This is a genomic window from Thiothrix litoralis (assembly GCF_017901135.1).
GTDB classification, from domain to species: Bacteria; Pseudomonadota; Gammaproteobacteria; order Thiotrichales; family Thiotrichaceae; genus Thiothrix; species Thiothrix litoralis.
Genome location: NZ_CP072801.1, coordinates 2,517,376 through 2,532,965 on the forward strand (window position 1 = coordinate 2,517,376; position 15,590 = coordinate 2,532,965).

Below are 15,590 nucleotides of genomic sequence, written 5' to 3' on the forward strand. Positions count from 1 at the left end.
TAAGAGGTGAAAATTGGTCGGAATAGAGGGATTCGAACCCCCGACCCCCTGTACCCAAAACAGGTGCGCTACCAGGCTGCGCTATATTCCGATGCTCAAGCGTTACAAAATACGCTGTACTTTGTTCCTCGATCAAGAGCGCGAACTATACGTAGTATAGGTGTTTGCGTCAAGCCCTGCATCAGACTTTTTATGCAGCTTTCGCTGAAGCCGCTTTCAAGGCTACAACATTTCCCCTCTCAGGCTCGCTTTCGCCATCATCGGCCGTGGCATCCGCTTGGCTGGCTGGTGCTGCGACTTCCTCTTTGCGCCCGTGACGTTCGTAGAGGAATTTCAGCACCGCATGACGGCAACGAATGTATTCAGGCAATTCCGCCATTTCCACACGATTACGCGGGCGTGGCAGATTCACTTCCAGAATCTCACCCACAGACGCCGCAGGGCCATTGGTCATCATCACGATACGGTCGGAAAGCAGCACGGCTTCATCCACATCATGGGTAATCATGATCACGGTGTTGCCCAAGTCGGCCTGGATTTCCATCATAGAATCCTGCAAATGAGCGCGAGTCAAGGCATCAAGTGCGCCGAAAGGCTCGTCCAGCAGCAGCACCTGTGGTTCCATCGCCAACGCACGCGCAATGCCCACACGCTGCTTCATACCCCCTGAAATTTCATCCGGGCGCTTGTGCATGGCGTGATCCATGTGTACCAGATGCAGGTTGTGCTCGATCCATGCCTTCATTTCGGCCTTGGACTTTTTGCCTTTGAAGACCTGCTTCACCGCCAACTCGACGTTTTCATACGCGGTCAGCCACGGCAGTAGGGAATGGTTCTGGAACACGACGGCGCGTTCTGGCCCCGGCTCATCCACTTCCCGCCCGTCAAGGATCACACCGCCCTCAGTGGCTTTATACAGCCCGGCGACGATATTCAACACAGTCGATTTGCCGCAGCCGGAATGCCCGATGATGGACACGAATTCGCCTTTGTTAATACGTAGATTTACCTTATCCAGCGCCCGGTACGGCCCTTGTGGCGTTGGGAAGTCGATGGATACCTGTGAAATCAACAGATGATCTGCTTGGTTTGTCGTGGTTGTCATCAGTCGTGCGCGAGATACCCCTGCCTTTAGGCATGGGTAGGGATAGCGCGTCGGCGACAGCCGACCCTCTTCTCGCTCCTCCGTTTGGTTTGCTATCTTCGGTTGTTGACTCTTCACGAAATATACGATATTTTGTGAATAATGAAAACTAAACGCGCCTACCAATTCCGATTCTACCCAGACCCACAACAAGAAACGTTGCTGGCTCAGACGTTCGGTTGTGTGCGCTACGTTTACAACAGCATCTTGCGTTACCGCACGGATGCCTACTATCAGGCTCAGGAAAAAGTTGGGTACACGAAAGCGAGTTCCCAACTGACTGCCATCAAAAAACTGCCTGAAGCTACTTTCCTGAACGACGTTTCCAGTGTTCCGCTGCAACAATGCTTGAGGAATCAGCAAACGGCGTTCAAAAACTTCTTTGAAGGTCGGGCAAAATACCCTGTCTTCAAATCTAAAAAGCACCGCCAATCGGCTGAATTCACGTACCGCGCGTTCAGCTACCGTGACGGTGAATTGAAACTGGCGAAGTGCGATAAACCGCTGAATATCAAGTGGAGTCAGGCACTTCCGGCTGACCCCACCACGGTTACTGTTTCCAAAGATCAGGCCGGACGCTATTTTGTGTCTTGCTTGTGTGAATTTGAACCCACGCTGTTGCCCGTCACCGATAAAAAGGCAGGCATTGACGTGGGCATCAAGGATTTGTTCGTTACCTCTGACGGTTTTAAATCCGGTAATCCCCGCCACACCGCACAACACGCGGCTAAACTCGCGAAGTACCAACGCCGTCTTGCCAAGAAGACACTCGGCAGCAAGAACCGGTTGAAAGCTAAACGCAAGGTCGCCCGTGTTCACGCGAAAATTTCCGATGACCGTTCGGACAACTTGCACAAGTTGTCCCGCAAACTGATTAACGAGAACCAAGTGGTTTGTGCTGAAAACCTCGCCGTGAAGAACATGATTAAGAACCCAACGTTAGCCAAGCACATTGCGGATGCAAGTTGGGGTGAGTTCACTCGCCAGCTTGCGTACAAAGCTGGCTGGTACGGGAGGACATACGTTGAGATAGGGAGATTCTTCCCGTCCACTAAACGCTGTTCCTGCTGTGGGTTCGTGAAAGAAAACATGCCGCTGGACGTGCGATCGTGGGAGTGCCCCGAATGCGGCACAACCCACGACCGTGACGTGAATGCAGCACGTAACATTTTAGCCGCCGGGCTGGCGGTGTTAGCCTTTGGAGAGAATGTTAGTGGCGATGGCATTTCGGTGTCGTCGTCCTGTTCTCGGTGAATTAGGAATCCCCCGGCTTTAGCCGTGGGGAGTAGTCAAGTGTATTCTCCTTCAATCCATTAACGCAGCGCGGCGCTTTTATCCCAAGAAAAATGGCGTTGCAGCAGCAACATGCCACGATCCAGCGCGAAACCGATCAGGCCGATCACAATCACCGCCACGATAATGCGCCCGAGGGAATTGGAACTGCCGTTCTGGAACTCATCCCACACGAATTTGCCCAAACCGGGGTTTTGCGCGAGCATTTCCGCCGCAATCAACACCATCCACGCAATGCCCAGTGACAGGCGCAGGCCGGTGAAAATCATCGGAATGGCGGAAGGCAGCACGATCTTGCGTACATGCGTCCACCAGCTCAGGCGCAGCACCTTGCTGACGTTCTGCAAATCCTTGCTGATATTGGCTACGCCGACGGTGGTATTAATAATGGTCGGCCACAAGCAGCACAGCAGTACCGTCAGCGCCGAAGTAACGAATGATTTGGCAAACATCGGATCATCCGACACATAAACCGCGCTCACGATAATGGTCACAATCGGCAACCACGCCAGCGGTGAAACGGGTTTGAATAACTGGATCAGCGGATTGATGGCGGAATACACCGTCTGACTCAACCCGGCAACGATGCCGAGTGGAATCGCAATCAACCCCGCCAGCACAAAGCCCGTCATCACAGTGAAAATGCTCGTCCAAATCTGGTCAAAAAACGTTGCCTTACCGGTGTAGGGGCGAATCGTCACGTCAGCTTTCGGGTCTTCTTTCAGTGCCTCGGTGTTACGTTCTTCCTGACGTTGATAAAAATCAGCCTCTTTCTGGCGAGCGGCCTGATGCTCTTCCACCAAGCCTTCAAACTGGTCGAACACCTGCACCGGGCCGGGAACAGCGCCGAGCGAGGTCACAATTTTGGGTGCACCTATCTGCCAGATCGCCAGAAACAGCAAGATACCGAGGAAAGGCGCTGCAAAAGTCTGGAATATGTGTTTGGTGTTCATGGGATTATCCTATGGGTGAGGAGGTGGGGAATACCCACCTCCTGTTGCTTACACGGCGTCGTCTTTCTTCAAGCCAATTTCAAACTCATCCAAATAATCATTCGGCTTCGTACCGTCATAGGTTTTGCCGTCGATGAACTCATTGGTAGCAGGCTTGTAACCGCTTTCTGCACCAAAGTCAGGGAAGTCTTCCTGCTTCATCTTGCCTTCGGCGATCAGGGCTTCAGCCGCTTTCTTGTAGATGGCTGGCAGGTAAACGCTTTTCGCCGTTTCGTCGTACCACTTATCCTCTTTCTTATCAGCAATCTGCCCCCAGCGGCGCATCTGGGTCAGATACCAGACCGCATCAGAGTAATACGGGTAAGTCGCGTTATGACGGAAGAACACGTTGAAGTCCGGTATGTCACGCTTGTCGCCTTTCTCATACTCGAAGGTGCCGGTCATGGAATTGGCGATGACTTTTTCATCTGCCCCGACGTATTCCGGTTTGGAAAGGATTTTCACTGCCTCAGCACGGTTGGCGTTATTGTTTTCATCCAGCCAGTAAGCGGCGCGGATCAGTGCCTTGACGATACGGGCAGTGGTATTCGGGTTCTTTTCGGTGAACTCTTTGGTCAAGCCGAACACTTTTTCCGGGTTGTTTTTCCAGATTTCGTAGTCGGTAATGACCGGCACGCCGATGCCCTTGAATACAGCCTGCTGGTTCCACGGTTCGCCGACGCAATAGCCGTTGATAGTGCCAGCTTCCAAGGTGGAGGGCATTTGCGGTGGCGGGGTAACGGAAAGAATCGCGTCAGCCTTGATAGTGCCCTTGATGTCATCCTTTTTCGGCGCATAGAAACCGGGGTGGATGCCGCCCGCTGCCAGCCAGTAACGCAGCTCATAATTGTGGGTGGAAACCGGGAATACCATGCCCATGTTGAACGGCTTGCCTTCCTTCTTAAAGTCCTCGACCACCGGCTTGAGTGCATCGGCCTTGATCGGGTGGACAGGCTTGCCGTCTTTCATTTCGACGTGCTTTTTCATTGCTTCCCAAACGGCGTTGGAAACGGTGATGCCGTTGCCGTTCAGATCCATCGAAAACGGGGTCACGATGTCAGCCTTGGTGCCGAAACCGATGGTGGCGGCGAGCGGCTGGCCTGCCAGCATGTGTGCGCCGTCAAGCTGGCCGTCGATGACACCATCCAGCAATACTTTCCAGTTGGCCTGCGCTTCAAGAGTGACGTACAAACCTTCGTCTTCGAAAAAGTGCTTTTCGTAAGCGATGGCGAGGGGAGCCATGTCAGTCAGTTTGATGAAACCGAATTTCAGGTCGGCTTTTTCCGGTTTGCCAATTTTGTCTGTATCCGCAGCAGCTTGTACGGTGGTATTGATCAGCAGGCCAGTGCTCATGCTCATACTTAATGCCAGTGCCAGCGTAGCCTTTTTGAGGAAGGTGCGGCGTCCGCTTGTTGGTGTCTTGCTCATCGTTAAAACCTTTTTCGTAGCCAAAAAAAAGCCCTGACGACTGTTGGGGAGGAGGAACCAACAGCGGTCAGGGCAGCTTTACCCAAATGCCGTACTACATCGCACGGTTAGGAGGAGAGGAGTCACTTCATCACTACGCAGTCGCCGTTGACTGCTTACCTTCAGTAATAGCAAACAGTGTGCCAACAACTTAAAAATAATTAAAATCAATTGCTTGGAAAATAATTGCCTGAAAATACACAGATTAAGCTGCACTAATACCGTTACACCAGAATCTTTTTGGTGCGCCGCATCATAGTGCGTGAGAAATCGCGGCACATCCCCATCACAGTGCTGACAACACCATTTAAGCCTATCGCTGGTGCACAGTTTTACCGACATTTACGCCAAATTGCCCTAGGACTGGGCTTTGCGCAGTGGCACAGTTTTTGCTTAATCACTATCAAGGGGTGTGTTCAACGGCGAATGCACCACAAAATCCGCACAATGCTTGTGCTACACCACTGGGTAATGTTGCCCCGCTAAACGTTGAAGTCCTCCTCCACCAACGTTTAGCGGGGCTTTTTTGTTTTTGAAAACGGAAATTTGAGGTGAAACATGGCCACTACAGCCAGCGAGCGGTTTAACCTGCTTGATCTATCGAAGGCGAATATCCGCACCCTCCACTTGGGGTGGTTTGCCTTTTTCATCAGCTTTATGGTGTGGTTTGCCCATGCCCCGCTGATGCCTTTCATTCGGGAAGCCTTGCAACTGACCGATTTGCAGGCAAAAGTCCTGCTGACCTTGAACGTGGCGCTGACTATTCCCGCGCGTATCGTGGTGGGAATGCTGGTTGACCGTTACGGCCCACGCATTATGTTCAGCAGCATTCTGATCATTGGCGGCATCGTGAGCATTGGGTTCTCACTAGCACAAGGCTATGAACAACTGGCTTTCATGCGCTTTCTATCAGGCTTCGTCGGTGCAGGCTTTGTCGTCGGGATTCGCCTAATTGCGGAATGGTTTCCGGCACGCCAAACAGGGATAGCGCAAGGCATCTACGGTGGTTGGGGTAACTTTGGCTCAGCAGGTGCGGCAGGGCTACTGCCTTTCATCGCGGTCACGATTGGTGGCGATAATGGCTGGCGCTACGCCGTAGCGGTGACTGGGGTGATTGCGATTGCTTACGGTTTGATTTTCTACTGGCGCGTCCGCAATACTCCCAAAGGCTCGACCTACTTCAAGCCGAAGAAAACCGGCGCGTTGGAAGTCACCAGCGGTTTCGACCTAGTGCTGTACATCATCATGAACATCCCCATGTATGCCGCGCTGGCCATGCTGACCTACAAGCTCTCCCCTACTGGCATGAAATTGTTATCAGCCAACACCACCACCACCATTTATATCGTATTACTGGCAACTTACTTGTTTCAGGTCTGGAAAATCTGGCAATTGAATTCGCATGTACTGAAAGAACCCGTGCCAGAACTGCAACGCTATTCCTTTACCCAAGTTGCGATTCTGGATCTGGCGTACATGGTGACGTTTGGAACCGAGCTAGCAGTCGTGTCGATGCTACCCCTATTTTACGTGGATATGTTTGGGCTGGATAACGTCACGGCCGGTTTGCTGGCGGGTTCTTACGCATTAATCAACTTGGTGGCACGTCCGGCCGGTGGTTTGATCAGCGACAAGTTTGGACGCAAGATTACCCTGATTATCGTCTTCCTCGGCATTGGCGCAAGCTTCATGCTGCTGGGGCAGGTTAGCCAGGAATGGTCAGTACTCATGGTGATTACAGCGGCAACATTTGGCGGGATTTTCTCCAAAGCAGGCTCTGGCGCTGTGTACGCCATGGTACCGTTGATTCAACGCCGCCTGACCGGGCAAATCGCAGGCATGACCGGCGCGTATGGCAATGTCGGCGGCGTGGTCTTTCTTACCGTATTGGCGAGCACCTCACCGCAAGGCTTTTTCATGGTGATCGGCGCAACAGCCATCGCGGTATTGGCGTTTGTACTGCTATTCCTGCGGGAGCCTAGCGGCAATATGGTCGAAGTACTGCCGGACGGCACGGTGCAAATGATTGAGGTAAAATAATGCAAACCACCCTTGCCATCACGCTAGGCCAACACTCAATTGCGGGTGTCAAACCCGTGAATGAGGATTTTTACGGCGCACTGACCCCTAAAGGAGCCAGCCTCGACAGCCAAGGCATCGCGGTAGTGATTGCCGACGGCGTGAGCGCCAGCGAAGGTGGCAAGGAAGCGAGTGAAATCGCGGTAAAGCAATTCCTCAACGATTACTACAGCACCCCCGACTCATGGTCGGTCAAAACGGCGATTAACAAGGTCGTGGGTGCACTCAATTTGTGGCTGTGCAGCCAAGGGCAACGCCAGTATGGCGGGTCGGGCGGCATGGCCACCACCTTTAGCGGACTGATATTCAAATCGCATACCGCTTACATCTACCACATTGGGGACAGCCGCATTTACCGCTGGCAACAGCAAACGCTCGACTGTTTGACGCAAGACCATCGCGTGCAATTCAGTGGGGAACGTTCCTATTTAACCCGTGCCTTGGGCATTGATACCCGCCTCGACATTGACTTTCGAGTGCTGGAGTTGCAGCCAGGCGATATATTTATGCTCTCTACCGACGGCATCCACGACGTACTGAGTGATACGCGGATTGCCGAATTATTACGTGAACACCCCGACCCACAAACCTGTGCGGAACAGCTCGTGGAAGCTGCCCTGCAAGCAGGCAGTCAGGACAATATTACCTGCCAAGTGGTACGCATTGACCAATTACCCCGCGTCAACCGCGAAGAATTCTACCAACAGCTCGGCAAACTGCCCTTCCCGCCCGACTTGAAAGCGGGACAAGTCATGGATGGCTATTTGATTTTACGCGAATTGAATGCCACCTCACGCAGCCAAGTTTACCTTGCCGAAGACACCCTCGACCCCAGCAGCGACAAGGTGGTGATTAAAACCCCGTCGCAAAACTTCAACGATGACCCCGCCTACATCGACCTGTTTTTGCACGAGGAATGGGTGGCACGTCGTCTGAACTCCCCACACTTAATCAAGATGCACGAACGCAGCGCCCGCCACCACACCTTTCTGTACAGCGTGGTGGAATACGTCGAAGGGCAAACCCTGCGCCAATGGATGCTGGATAACCCCGCCCCCAACGTGACACAAGTACGCGCCACGGTTGACCAGATTGCACGCGGCTTACGCGCCATGCACCGTTTGGAAATGATCCATCAAGACATCAAGCCCGACAATATCCTGATCGACCATCACAATACCCTGAAAATCATCGACTTTGGCTCAACCCGCATTGCCGGATTGATGGAAATCCAAAGCGTGTTACAACACAACCATATTGTGGGTACAGCCAATTATTCCGCCCCTGAATATTTTCAGGGCGCACGCGGCACCAACCGTTCCGATATTTTTTCGCTAGGGGTAATGGCTTACGAAATGTTCACCGGGCAACTGCCTTACGGTGAGATCGAGCCAGAACGCGCCCACAAGAAGACCTTTAGCTACACTTCCGCCTGCCTATTCAACGCCAAAGTACCAGAATGGGTAGATGCTGCACTGGAAAAAGCCACGCACCCCAACCCCGAAAAACGCTACGAAGTGCTCTCAGAATTTGTTGCGGATTTAACCAAACCGAACGATAGCTTATTAGCAAGCAAGCACAGCCGCCCCTTGCTGGAGCGCAATCCGTTGGCATTCTGGAAAGGGCTGGCGGCGCTGGAAGCCGTGCTTATTCTGGCTTTGTTGTATGCATTGGCGAAGTGAGGCACTGCAACGCCACGTAATTATTCCCCATCGCCATCGGCTGGCTGGCAGCACGCAATACCCACGGAGCCATGCACTGCTGCGCGGGCAGATAATCCACCGTTGGGTACGGCAGGCTCAGGGTTTCAGCAGCCACACGGTACAAATCCGTGCGGTAAACCTTCGCCAATAACGTCGCAGGGTCGGCGGGCAGTGTTGGCAATTGCCCCGTGGCGTGCATTTGCGCCAAAAAATACGTGCCGTGCGAATGCCACGGGAAATTGGCGGCATAACGCGTAAACACATTAAAATCGGGCAGCAAACGTTCCGGCTCATCCGGTGCGTAGCGATAACGCCCCAGCAATGGCGGCTGCACCAAGCTCAAGGGCACATCCAAATATTCCGGGCGTGCCAGTAATTCGGCAATACGCAGCCGATTGTGAGCATTATCCAGCCACTGTGCGGCTTCGAGCAAGGCACACAGCAAAGCTTGATGCGTTTTCGGATTGGCTTCTGCCCAAGCTTGCGTCACACCCAGCACTTTTTCGGGGCCGTTGTTCCACAGATCGTAACTGGTGACGGCGACGTGCCCGATACCCCGGCTGACGGCTTGCTGATTCCACGGTTCACCCGCGCAATAACCATCAATTTGCCCTTGCGCCAAGGACTCGACCATTTGCTGCGGGGGGATAACACGGATTTCCACATCCTGCCCCAATACCAGCCCAGCATCCTGCAACCATGCCTGCAACAGGTAGTGGTGCTGCGAAAAAGGGTAAACACAGCCGAAAACCAGTTTGCGCGGGGTTTGTGCACTTAAAAGACGCTTGAGACCGTGCGCCCGCATCGGTGTAGTGCATAACTCTTGCGGAAAATGTTCCCGAATCGCCTGCATCAGGGAACTAGCGAGGGTAATCGCGCTGCCATTCAAGCCCAGACTGAAGGCTGCTTGCATAGGAATACCCAGACCATCAATGCCCAACGTCGCTGCTAGCGGCATCGGGGCAAGCATGTGTGCAGCATCCAGTTCGCCGAACGCTACCCGGTCACGGATGTTTGCCCACGAGACCTCACGGTGCAAGGTCACTTGCAGGCCGTGTTTCTCGAAGAAACCGCGTTCCAGCGCCGCGACCAATACCGCGCAATCGGTCAACGGCAGGAAGCCAATGCGTAATGCCTGCTTCATGGTTTATCCCCCAGCAAGGCCATTGCGGCGACGAAATTGCGAGCGGCTTCACCAATTTTCATGTTGCGATCCATCGCCATTTTGCGCAGCAGTTGGTATGCCTCATCTTCCGACAGGTTGCGGTGCTGCATGAGGATGCCTTTGGCCTTGTCCACGTCTTTGCGATCTTGCAAGCGGCCTTTGTAATCTTCCAGTTCTTCGCGCAATTTCTGGTGATCCTGAAAGCGGGCAATCGCCACTTCCAGCACCGACTTCAGGCGCTTACCGGGTAAATCATCAACGATGTAGGCGCTAACCCCGGCACTGATGGCGGCGCGGGTGGTTTCGAGGTCACTTTGTTCGGCGAAAAACACAATGGGCTTGGGCATTTCGCGGCTGACATTGCGCAGCGATTCCAGCGTGTCGCGATCGGGGCTTTGCATGTCGATGAGGATAATGTCCGGCTGGTGAGTGCGCACCGCATTCAGCAGGTTGTCGTGCTGCCCGACGCGGATAATGTGGGCGTAACCCGCCACCAACAAAGCCGCTTCCAAGCTGGCGGAACGGTCGGGGTCATGATCGACCAGCATGAGTTTGTGCATGTGTACCTTGCGTGATGGTTGTTATCCCCAAATCGGTGCAAGTTACATGCCATCAGTACTACTGGCAGGGCGGGATTAATGCTGCCAAATCTTTGCCATCCACCTCTTGCTTGAGGTCGTAATCCACCAGCAAGGGTAAATAACCTGACTCCCTATCCAATTGCAGGTAAGTCGTTGCCAGTATTTTCCCCGCTGGTAACTCAGTTTTTCGACACGCATCCACACTCACCCCCATCGTGCTTTCCGGCTTCTTACCACCATCAGCTTTTTTCGCTTTCAGTGTGTCGCGGAAGTGTTGCAAGCGCGGAATGTCCACCGACGCAAGCCGATACGCATACAGGGTGTAGTCCGATTTGGCGGCATCGGCAAGTGTTTTGCCCTCCAACGCCAATGGGACGGCTTCGAGGTTGAAACGTTCGTTAATCGGTGTTTCGCCGTCACGCTTCAGCCCCAGCTCCAGCTTCACACCCTCGGGGCGCGGCGCAACCCAGTCCGGCATTTGTGCGGCTACCCGCAAGACGCTTGGGTCAACCGTCATCAAATCAGCGGTCGCCAGTTTATACAAGGTTTTGACGGGGATGGAGGTGCAAGCACCCAGCAATAAAGCGGCTCCGACAGCAAATAGTTTCTTCATGAGAGCATACCGTTTCATTTGAAAAAATGATTGTATTACGATAATATTTTCACTTTCAACAAGAATCTCAGGTTGCCTTCATGCGCTTTACTACCACTCGTCTGAAACACTGGCTCGCCCCTGTGGCGAAATGGATTGCAGTACTGCTGCTCTTGTCCAACGCCTTGCTGTGGTGGCTGCCAGATGGGCAAGCTATCGTGGTAAAAAACTTTGCAACATTGACCACTGAAACCATTCAGATGACGCCGTTTGCCGTGTGGATGGGTTGGGGAATTTCCACCCTGCATCTGTGCATTATGGCGTGTGGGATTTGGGCGATGGCGAGTGTGTTTCGCTTATTGGCGCAAGGCGAATATTTCCACCCGCAGGTTGCGGCACAATTGCGGCGTTTTGGTCTGGTGTTATTGGTCGTTGGGGCGACTAACCCACTGGTACGTTTATTGGTGGTGTTGGCGGTCACGCTTGAAAATCCGGCAGGTCACAAGGCTATCGCGATCAGTATCGTCATGAATGACGTGTTGGTAGTGTTAATCGGGATGCTAATGGTTATGCTTGCCCATGCCCTGCAAGAAGCCGCCGCCATCGCCGAAGACAACCGCCAGATCGTGTGACCCCTATGTCTATTATTGTGAACCTTGATGTAATGCTCGCCAAACGCAAAATGCGCTCGAAAGAGTTAGCGGAACGCATCGGCATTACCGAACAAAACGTTTCCCTGCTCAAATCCGGCAAGGTCAAAGGCATCCGCTTTGAAACACTGGCGAAGATTTGCGAGGTGCTGGACTGCCAACCGGGGGATATTCTGGTGTTTGAAGCGGACAATCCAAACGATATGAAATAAAGGAACAAGCCCATGATTTATGTCTTCCTCATTATATTGGCACTGGCGATTGCTGTGTTGTATTTGCGCTATCGCCTGCACCGCACCCCAGATAACGGCGACCTGGAAGCTGCACTGGAACAGGAAATCCACAAGCTCACCCGCAAAGGGCTGACTGGCGGCCTGATCGTCGGTGTTTATAAACAGGGTAAAACATGGGCTAAAGGCTATGGATCAGTCAGCACGCAAAACCCAAGGCCACCGGATGCCGAGGCCATTTTTCAGATAGGTTCGATCAGTAAAGTGCTGACAACCACTACATTGCAACGACTGTGCGATCAAGGCCAGTTGACACTCGATACCACGCTGGAAACCTTGTTGGATGACTCGCACTCACTCGACCCAAGGGTAAAAACCCTCACCTTGCGGCAACTCGCCACCCACACTGCCGGTTTTCCCCGTGTCCCCAAACCGCTACTGACGAAGCTGGAAGCACGCGTAGGCAAAGACCAGCTAATGGAAAACCCCTATAGCCACCTTGGCGTACCCGAAATTCTTGCGTATTTGCAGAACCCGGTGGGGTTACGCAAACCGGGGCAATTTGCCTATTCCAACTACGGGGTTGGCCTGCTCGGCCATCTGCTGGAAAAGGTGACAGGCACACCATTGGACGCCTTGGTCAAAGAAACCCTGTTGCTCCCACTCAACATGCCCCACACCAGCATCGACCTGCCCCCTGTCATGCAGGAACGCCTAGTGCAAGGCTATGACGGACAAGGCAAACCTGCCAGCCTCTGGACATTCGCAGCTTTGGGGGGTGCCGGTGCCTTCCATTCCTGCGCGGCGGATATGCTGTCCTTCATTCGTGCCAATCTGGACGGCAATCACCCGCTTACCCCGCTGCTCAAACGCACGCATATCCGGCAAGGCTCAGGCAAGACTGGTATCGGTTGGATACAAGCCAGCCTGCTAGACCGCTTTGTCAGGGCAATCGCATTAAAAACATCTTGTTTTACAAAGCTCTAAATTTTAGGCTTGGTAGCCCCCGGTCTGCCTGTGACGATTTTTAGCAGATAGTCCTCATCCCAGCCCGCATTGAGACGCTTGTTCTTTACACCGAGCTTGACGGTTTTCTCGGTTTTGACCAAATTGAGGGCAATGTGCCGGACAACTGCCATGTTGGCATCGCCATTGCCGGAGCGCATCCGTTGGTCGTCTTCACGAAAAGCATAATCCAACACCCAATGCAGGTTGTTTTCAATGCCCCAATGCGCCCGCACGATTTGCCCCAAACGTTCAGGGTTGGAAGCATCCATGCTGCTGATGAAGTAACGGGTTTCCTCAGTGGTTTTGTCTTTGCATTCGCGGATGGCGGTGACGGCAATGATGCTGGTGAGCTTAGTCCAATGGGGATGGTCTTTCTTTAGCCACTTAATGTCCGAGGTAGCCCGCACGATGCGGGTTTCAATTCGCCCATGCCCGCCGTCATCGTTGGTGTGCCCACTCGGCGGGCAGGTGTTGGCGGATTCAAAAAACAGTTTCACGTCCTGATGGAGTGTGCCTTGGTTGCCCTTCAGGCTGAGCAGGTAATCAGCCCCCTGATCCACGATCTGCTGGGCAATCGCCGTTTGGCAGCCCATCGCATCCAAGGTCACCACCGCACCCGCAATATTAAGCTGCATCAACAACTTAGGGATGGCGGTGATTTCATTGGACTTGTCATCCACCCGCTGCTGACCCAGCACTAGCTGATTCTGGCTTGCCCATGCACTGACCATGTAAATGGCGGACTTGCCGGAGGCACGATCGAGGCTACGGCGCAGGCATTTACCGTCAATCGCGATGATCTCGCCGCTGCTGAGACCGGACAGGTCTGCCACCCAACGGCTAAAACACTCACTGAACTTCTGGGTATCGATCAGCGCAAAAATCCGCCCAAACGTGTCGTGTGACGGAATGCCTTGTTTCAAATTCAGTACGGCGGTGAACCACTTTTCTTTGGCTTTGCCAAACTGTTCGATGGATGCCCAGTCATCCGCACCGCAAATCACCGCACACAAGGTGATGAAGAAAATATCGCTCAGTTTGTGCCGCTTGCGACGATCCATTCGCGGATCAGGGATTGAAGCAAAATGGTCGACTATCGACGCCGTTGAATGGAGTTGTTTCATGGGGCTACAAAAAGCCTGATAGGAAACGGGCTTATCGTGGTTTTGTCAAGAGTATTTTAATGCGATTGCCCTAACCGCTTTGTCGGCAACGCTTCCATCGTTTGGCATGACGGGCAAGTAGGCGGTTACAGTGCGTATCTGGCACTTGACCCGCAGACCAATACCGGGGTCGTTGTGCTTTCCGCACAGTCGGTAGACAGGAATATGCTGGGCATGATGCTGATGCGCCTACTCAGAACGCAAAGCTGGCTGCCTTCCCAATAAAGAACCTAAGCTAGCGGATTGCTCCAAATCCAGCAAAAACTGCTTCGCCGCCAAGCCGCCTGCATACCCCGCCAGCTTGCCCGATTTGGCAATAACGCGGTGGCAGGGAACCACAATGCTGATCGGGTTCAAGCCGTTGGTATGCCCAATCGCCCGCACGGCTTGCGGCTGCCCGATAGCACCTGCCTGTTCGGAATAGCTGCGGGTTTCGCCATAGGGAATGGTACGCAAGGCTTGCCAAGTGCGTTGCTGGAAATCCGTGCCAGCCAGCAGCAAAGGCACATCAAATGCCTGACGTTTCCCTGCGAAATAGGCTTGCAACTGCGCTATGGTTTGCTCAATCAGCGGATGGGTTTGTTCCTGCACATTGCCTAGGGTGGAACGAATGCGCGGCCAGTTGCCTTCAAATGCCACTGCGCGTAAAGCCTCGGCATCGGCAGCGATAAACAGCCGCCCCACTGGCGCATCCCACGTTTGAAAAAAAATGCCGGAACTCACAATCTGTCCCACTCTGGCAGATCAGGATTATGTGGCACTTTATTCAACAGAAAGGCAATTTTTTGCTTCAAGTCATTGAGGTTTCTACCGCGTAACCGCTGCTCAATACCCGACAAAGTTTCAAGCTGGCTAAGTTGCGTTGTCAGCAGATAATTGGCTAAATTGTTCAGCGAAACACCTTGAGATTTCGCCTGTTGCTCCAAGCGGCTTTTTAATTCATTAGGTACGCGCAAGGTAACAACTTGTGTTTTAAGTAGGCTGGCTTCACTCATGGCTACTTCTCCATCGTTTGCAAAAATCACTCGGGGTTACAACCTCGAAGGCTGCGCCTCGCCATTCCGCCTGTTTGAAGTCTCTAATATTGGAAGTAATCAGGTAATGGCTATTACTCGTAAACGCACATTCAAAGATGAGATTGTCACCCTCATCCACCAAATTAGGCCGAAGCCGATAGTAAATGGCATGTTTTCGCGCCAATAACAGCAAGGTATCCACGATGTCATCAACGTCCGAAAAACTCAGTTGGTGTAATCGCTGGGTATCAGGGCGCTTGAGTACATCATCGTATTCCAGAACCACTGACGTAGACAGTGCAAGCCTGATTTTTTCCTCTAAAATCAACTGAAAAATAAAATTCGACGCACCATTCGCGCTGATCAATGCGACCAGTAATACGTTGGTATCCAGTGTGACTATCATGCTTTTGATGATAGCGTATACGCATACAACATTCACGAAAAATGTAAAAGTTGACGGTTACTTGTAACCTTTTCCCCAATCCCCTGTATAACCAGTATCAC

At 52.9% G+C, this 15,590-nt stretch carries 16 protein-coding genes and 1 tRNA gene; 6 read left to right on the forward strand and 11 right to left on the reverse strand.

Annotation, left to right across the window (positions count from 1 at the left end; genetic code table 11):
* Positions 1 to 14 precede the first annotated feature (14 nt).
* Positions 15 to 91: transfer RNA gene (locus J9253_RS12225), tRNA-Pro, on the reverse strand.
* A gap of 99 nt (positions 92 to 190) precedes the next feature.
* On the reverse strand, positions 191 to 1,105 hold the full coding sequence (locus J9253_RS12230) for an ABC transporter ATP-binding protein (RefSeq protein WP_210221240.1): 915 nt from the start codon (positions 1,103 to 1,105) through the stop codon (positions 191 to 193).
* A gap of 141 nt (positions 1,106 to 1,246) precedes the next feature.
* On the opposite strand from J9253_RS12230, the gene J9253_RS12235 reads away from it, so the two are divergent.
* The gene (locus J9253_RS12235) at positions 1,247 to 2,398 is read left to right on the forward strand and encodes an RNA-guided endonuclease InsQ/TnpB family protein (RefSeq protein WP_210221241.1); all 1,152 of its coding nucleotides are present in this window, start codon (positions 1,247 to 1,249) and stop codon (positions 2,396 to 2,398) included.
* Between the two features lie 59 nt (positions 2,399 to 2,457).
* On the opposite strand, the gene J9253_RS12240 is transcribed toward J9253_RS12235, so the two are convergent.
* Both J9253_RS12240 and J9253_RS12245 read right to left on the reverse strand, forming a co-directional pair.
* On the reverse strand, positions 2,458 to 3,390 hold the full coding sequence (locus tag J9253_RS12240) for an ABC transporter permease (protein ID WP_210221242.1): 933 nt from the start codon (positions 3,388 to 3,390) through the stop codon (positions 2,458 to 2,460).
* A gap of 48 nt (positions 3,391 to 3,438) precedes the next feature.
* A complete protein-coding gene (locus J9253_RS12245) occupies positions 3,439 to 4,857 on the reverse strand; it encodes a CmpA/NrtA family ABC transporter substrate-binding protein (protein ID WP_210221243.1) in 1,419 nt (472 codons plus the stop codon).
* 597 nt (positions 4,858 to 5,454) lie between these two features.
* Between J9253_RS12245 and J9253_RS12250 the strand changes: the two genes are divergently transcribed.
* Both J9253_RS12250 and J9253_RS12255 read left to right on the forward strand, forming a co-directional pair.
* Positions 5,455 to 6,936 (forward strand): MFS transporter, encoded by a 1,482-nt coding sequence (locus J9253_RS12250; protein ID WP_210221244.1) that lies wholly within the window; start codon positions 5,455 to 5,457, stop codon positions 6,934 to 6,936.
* Positions 6,936 to 8,657 (forward strand): bifunctional protein-serine/threonine kinase/phosphatase, encoded by a 1,722-nt coding sequence (locus tag J9253_RS12255; RefSeq protein ID WP_210221245.1) that lies wholly within the window; start codon positions 6,936 to 6,938, stop codon positions 8,655 to 8,657. Before J9253_RS12250 ends, J9253_RS12255 begins: the two co-directional genes overlap by 1 nt.
* Here J9253_RS12255 and J9253_RS12260 read toward each other — a convergent pair.
* The 3 genes from J9253_RS12260 to J9253_RS12270 are packed head-to-tail and all read right to left on the reverse strand — an operon-like array spanning position 8,623 to position 11,037.
* Positions 8,623 to 9,822 carry a CmpA/NrtA family ABC transporter substrate-binding protein gene (locus J9253_RS12260; protein WP_210221246.1) on the reverse strand — a complete coding sequence of 400 codons (1,200 nt, stop codon included), beginning with the start codon at positions 9,820 to 9,822 and terminating at the stop codon, positions 8,623 to 8,625. The two genes, J9253_RS12255 and J9253_RS12260, sit on opposite strands and share 35 nt — an antisense overlap.
* The gene (locus tag J9253_RS12265; RefSeq protein WP_210221247.1) at positions 9,819 to 10,403 is read right to left on the reverse strand and encodes an ANTAR domain-containing response regulator; all 585 of its coding nucleotides are present in this window, start codon (positions 10,401 to 10,403) and stop codon (positions 9,819 to 9,821) included. Before J9253_RS12265 ends, J9253_RS12260 begins: the two co-directional genes overlap by 4 nt.
* 58 nt (positions 10,404 to 10,461) lie before the next feature.
* Positions 10,462 to 11,037: a hypothetical protein gene (locus tag J9253_RS12270; protein ID WP_210221248.1), complete on the reverse strand. Its 576-nt coding sequence runs from the start codon at positions 11,035 to 11,037 to the stop codon at positions 10,462 to 10,464.
* 80 nt (positions 11,038 to 11,117) lie between these two features.
* On the opposite strand from J9253_RS12270, the gene J9253_RS12275 reads away from it, so the two are divergent.
* Genes J9253_RS12275 through J9253_RS12285 form a run of 3 tightly spaced genes read left to right on the forward strand, consistent with a single transcriptional unit; the run spans position 11,118 to position 12,883 of the window.
* Entirely contained in the window at positions 11,118 to 11,648 is a 531-nt protein-coding gene (locus J9253_RS12275) for a DUF2975 domain-containing protein (RefSeq protein ID WP_210221249.1), read from the forward strand.
* 5 nt (positions 11,649 to 11,653) lie between these two features.
* On the forward strand, positions 11,654 to 11,878 hold the full coding sequence (locus J9253_RS12280; protein ID WP_028489699.1) for a helix-turn-helix domain-containing protein: 225 nt from the start codon (positions 11,654 to 11,656) through the stop codon (positions 11,876 to 11,878).
* A 12-nt stretch (positions 11,879 to 11,890) separates the two neighbouring features.
* Positions 11,891 to 12,883 carry a serine hydrolase domain-containing protein gene (locus J9253_RS12285; RefSeq protein ID WP_210221250.1) on the forward strand — a complete coding sequence of 331 codons (993 nt, stop codon included), beginning with the start codon at positions 11,891 to 11,893 and terminating at the stop codon, positions 12,881 to 12,883.
* Here the strand turns inward: J9253_RS12285 and J9253_RS12290 are convergent.
* The 4 genes from J9253_RS12290 to J9253_RS12310 form a co-directional block, all read right to left on the reverse strand.
* Positions 12,880 to 14,028 carry an ISAs1 family transposase gene (locus J9253_RS12290; protein WP_210221251.1) on the reverse strand — a complete coding sequence of 383 codons (1,149 nt, stop codon included), beginning with the start codon at positions 14,026 to 14,028 and terminating at the stop codon, positions 12,880 to 12,882. The genes J9253_RS12285 and J9253_RS12290 overlap by 4 nt on opposite strands.
* Positions 14,029 to 14,256: 228 nt before the next feature.
* Positions 14,257 to 14,790, reverse strand: coding sequence for a methylated-DNA--[protein]-cysteine S-methyltransferase (locus tag J9253_RS12300; RefSeq protein WP_228291365.1), 534 nt, complete (start codon positions 14,788 to 14,790; stop codon positions 14,257 to 14,259).
* Positions 14,787 to 15,062 (reverse strand): ribbon-helix-helix domain-containing protein, encoded by a 276-nt coding sequence (locus J9253_RS12305; protein WP_038141871.1) that lies wholly within the window; start codon positions 15,060 to 15,062, stop codon positions 14,787 to 14,789. The genes J9253_RS12300 and J9253_RS12305 overlap by 4 nt, the downstream gene beginning before the upstream one ends.
* Positions 15,055 to 15,489, reverse strand: coding sequence for a putative toxin-antitoxin system toxin component, PIN family (locus J9253_RS12310; protein ID WP_210221252.1), 435 nt, complete (start codon positions 15,487 to 15,489; stop codon positions 15,055 to 15,057). The genes J9253_RS12305 and J9253_RS12310 overlap by 8 nt, the downstream gene beginning before the upstream one ends.
* Between the last annotated feature and the right edge of the window lie 101 nt (positions 15,490 to 15,590).

Bases quoted from the DNA above. Each gene is read 5' to 3' on its own strand.
- J9253_RS12275 (WP_210221249.1), top strand. From the start codon at position 11,118: ATGCGCTTTACTACCACTCGTCTGAAACACTGGCTCGCCCCTGTGGCG.
- J9253_RS12265 (WP_210221247.1), bottom strand. From the start codon at position 10,403: ATGCACAAACTCATGCTGGTCGATCATGACCCCGACCGTTCCGCCAGC.
- J9253_RS12230 (WP_210221240.1), bottom strand. From the start codon at position 1,105: ATGACAACCACGACAAACCAAGCAGATCATCTGTTGATTTCACAGGTA.
- J9253_RS12245 (WP_210221243.1), bottom strand. From the start codon at position 4,857: ATGAGCAAGACACCAACAAGCGGACGCCGCACCTTCCTCAAAAAGGCT.
- J9253_RS12255 (WP_210221245.1), top strand. From the start codon at position 6,936: ATGCAAACCACCCTTGCCATCACGCTAGGCCAACACTCAATTGCGGGT.
- J9253_RS12290 (WP_210221251.1), bottom strand. From the start codon at position 14,028: ATGAAACAACTCCATTCAACGGCGTCGATAGTCGACCATTTTGCTTCA.
- J9253_RS12250 (WP_210221244.1), top strand. From the start codon at position 5,455: ATGGCCACTACAGCCAGCGAGCGGTTTAACCTGCTTGATCTATCGAAG.
- J9253_RS12235 (WP_210221241.1), top strand. From the start codon at position 1,247: ATGAAAACTAAACGCGCCTACCAATTCCGATTCTACCCAGACCCACAA.
- J9253_RS12240 (WP_210221242.1), bottom strand. From the start codon at position 3,390: ATGAACACCAAACACATATTCCAGACTTTTGCAGCGCCTTTCCTCGGT.
- J9253_RS12280 (WP_028489699.1), top strand. From the start codon at position 11,654: ATGTCTATTATTGTGAACCTTGATGTAATGCTCGCCAAACGCAAAATG.
- J9253_RS12285 (WP_210221250.1), top strand. From the start codon at position 11,891: ATGATTTATGTCTTCCTCATTATATTGGCACTGGCGATTGCTGTGTTG.
- J9253_RS12260 (WP_210221246.1), bottom strand. From the start codon at position 9,822: ATGAAGCAGGCATTACGCATTGGCTTCCTGCCGTTGACCGATTGCGCG.
- J9253_RS12305 (WP_038141871.1), bottom strand. From the start codon at position 15,062: ATGAGTGAAGCCAGCCTACTTAAAACACAAGTTGTTACCTTGCGCGTA.
- J9253_RS12270 (WP_210221248.1), bottom strand. From the start codon at position 11,037: ATGAAGAAACTATTTGCTGTCGGAGCCGCTTTATTGCTGGGTGCTTGC.
- J9253_RS12310 (WP_210221252.1), bottom strand. From the start codon at position 15,489: ATGATAGTCACACTGGATACCAACGTATTACTGGTCGCATTGATCAGC.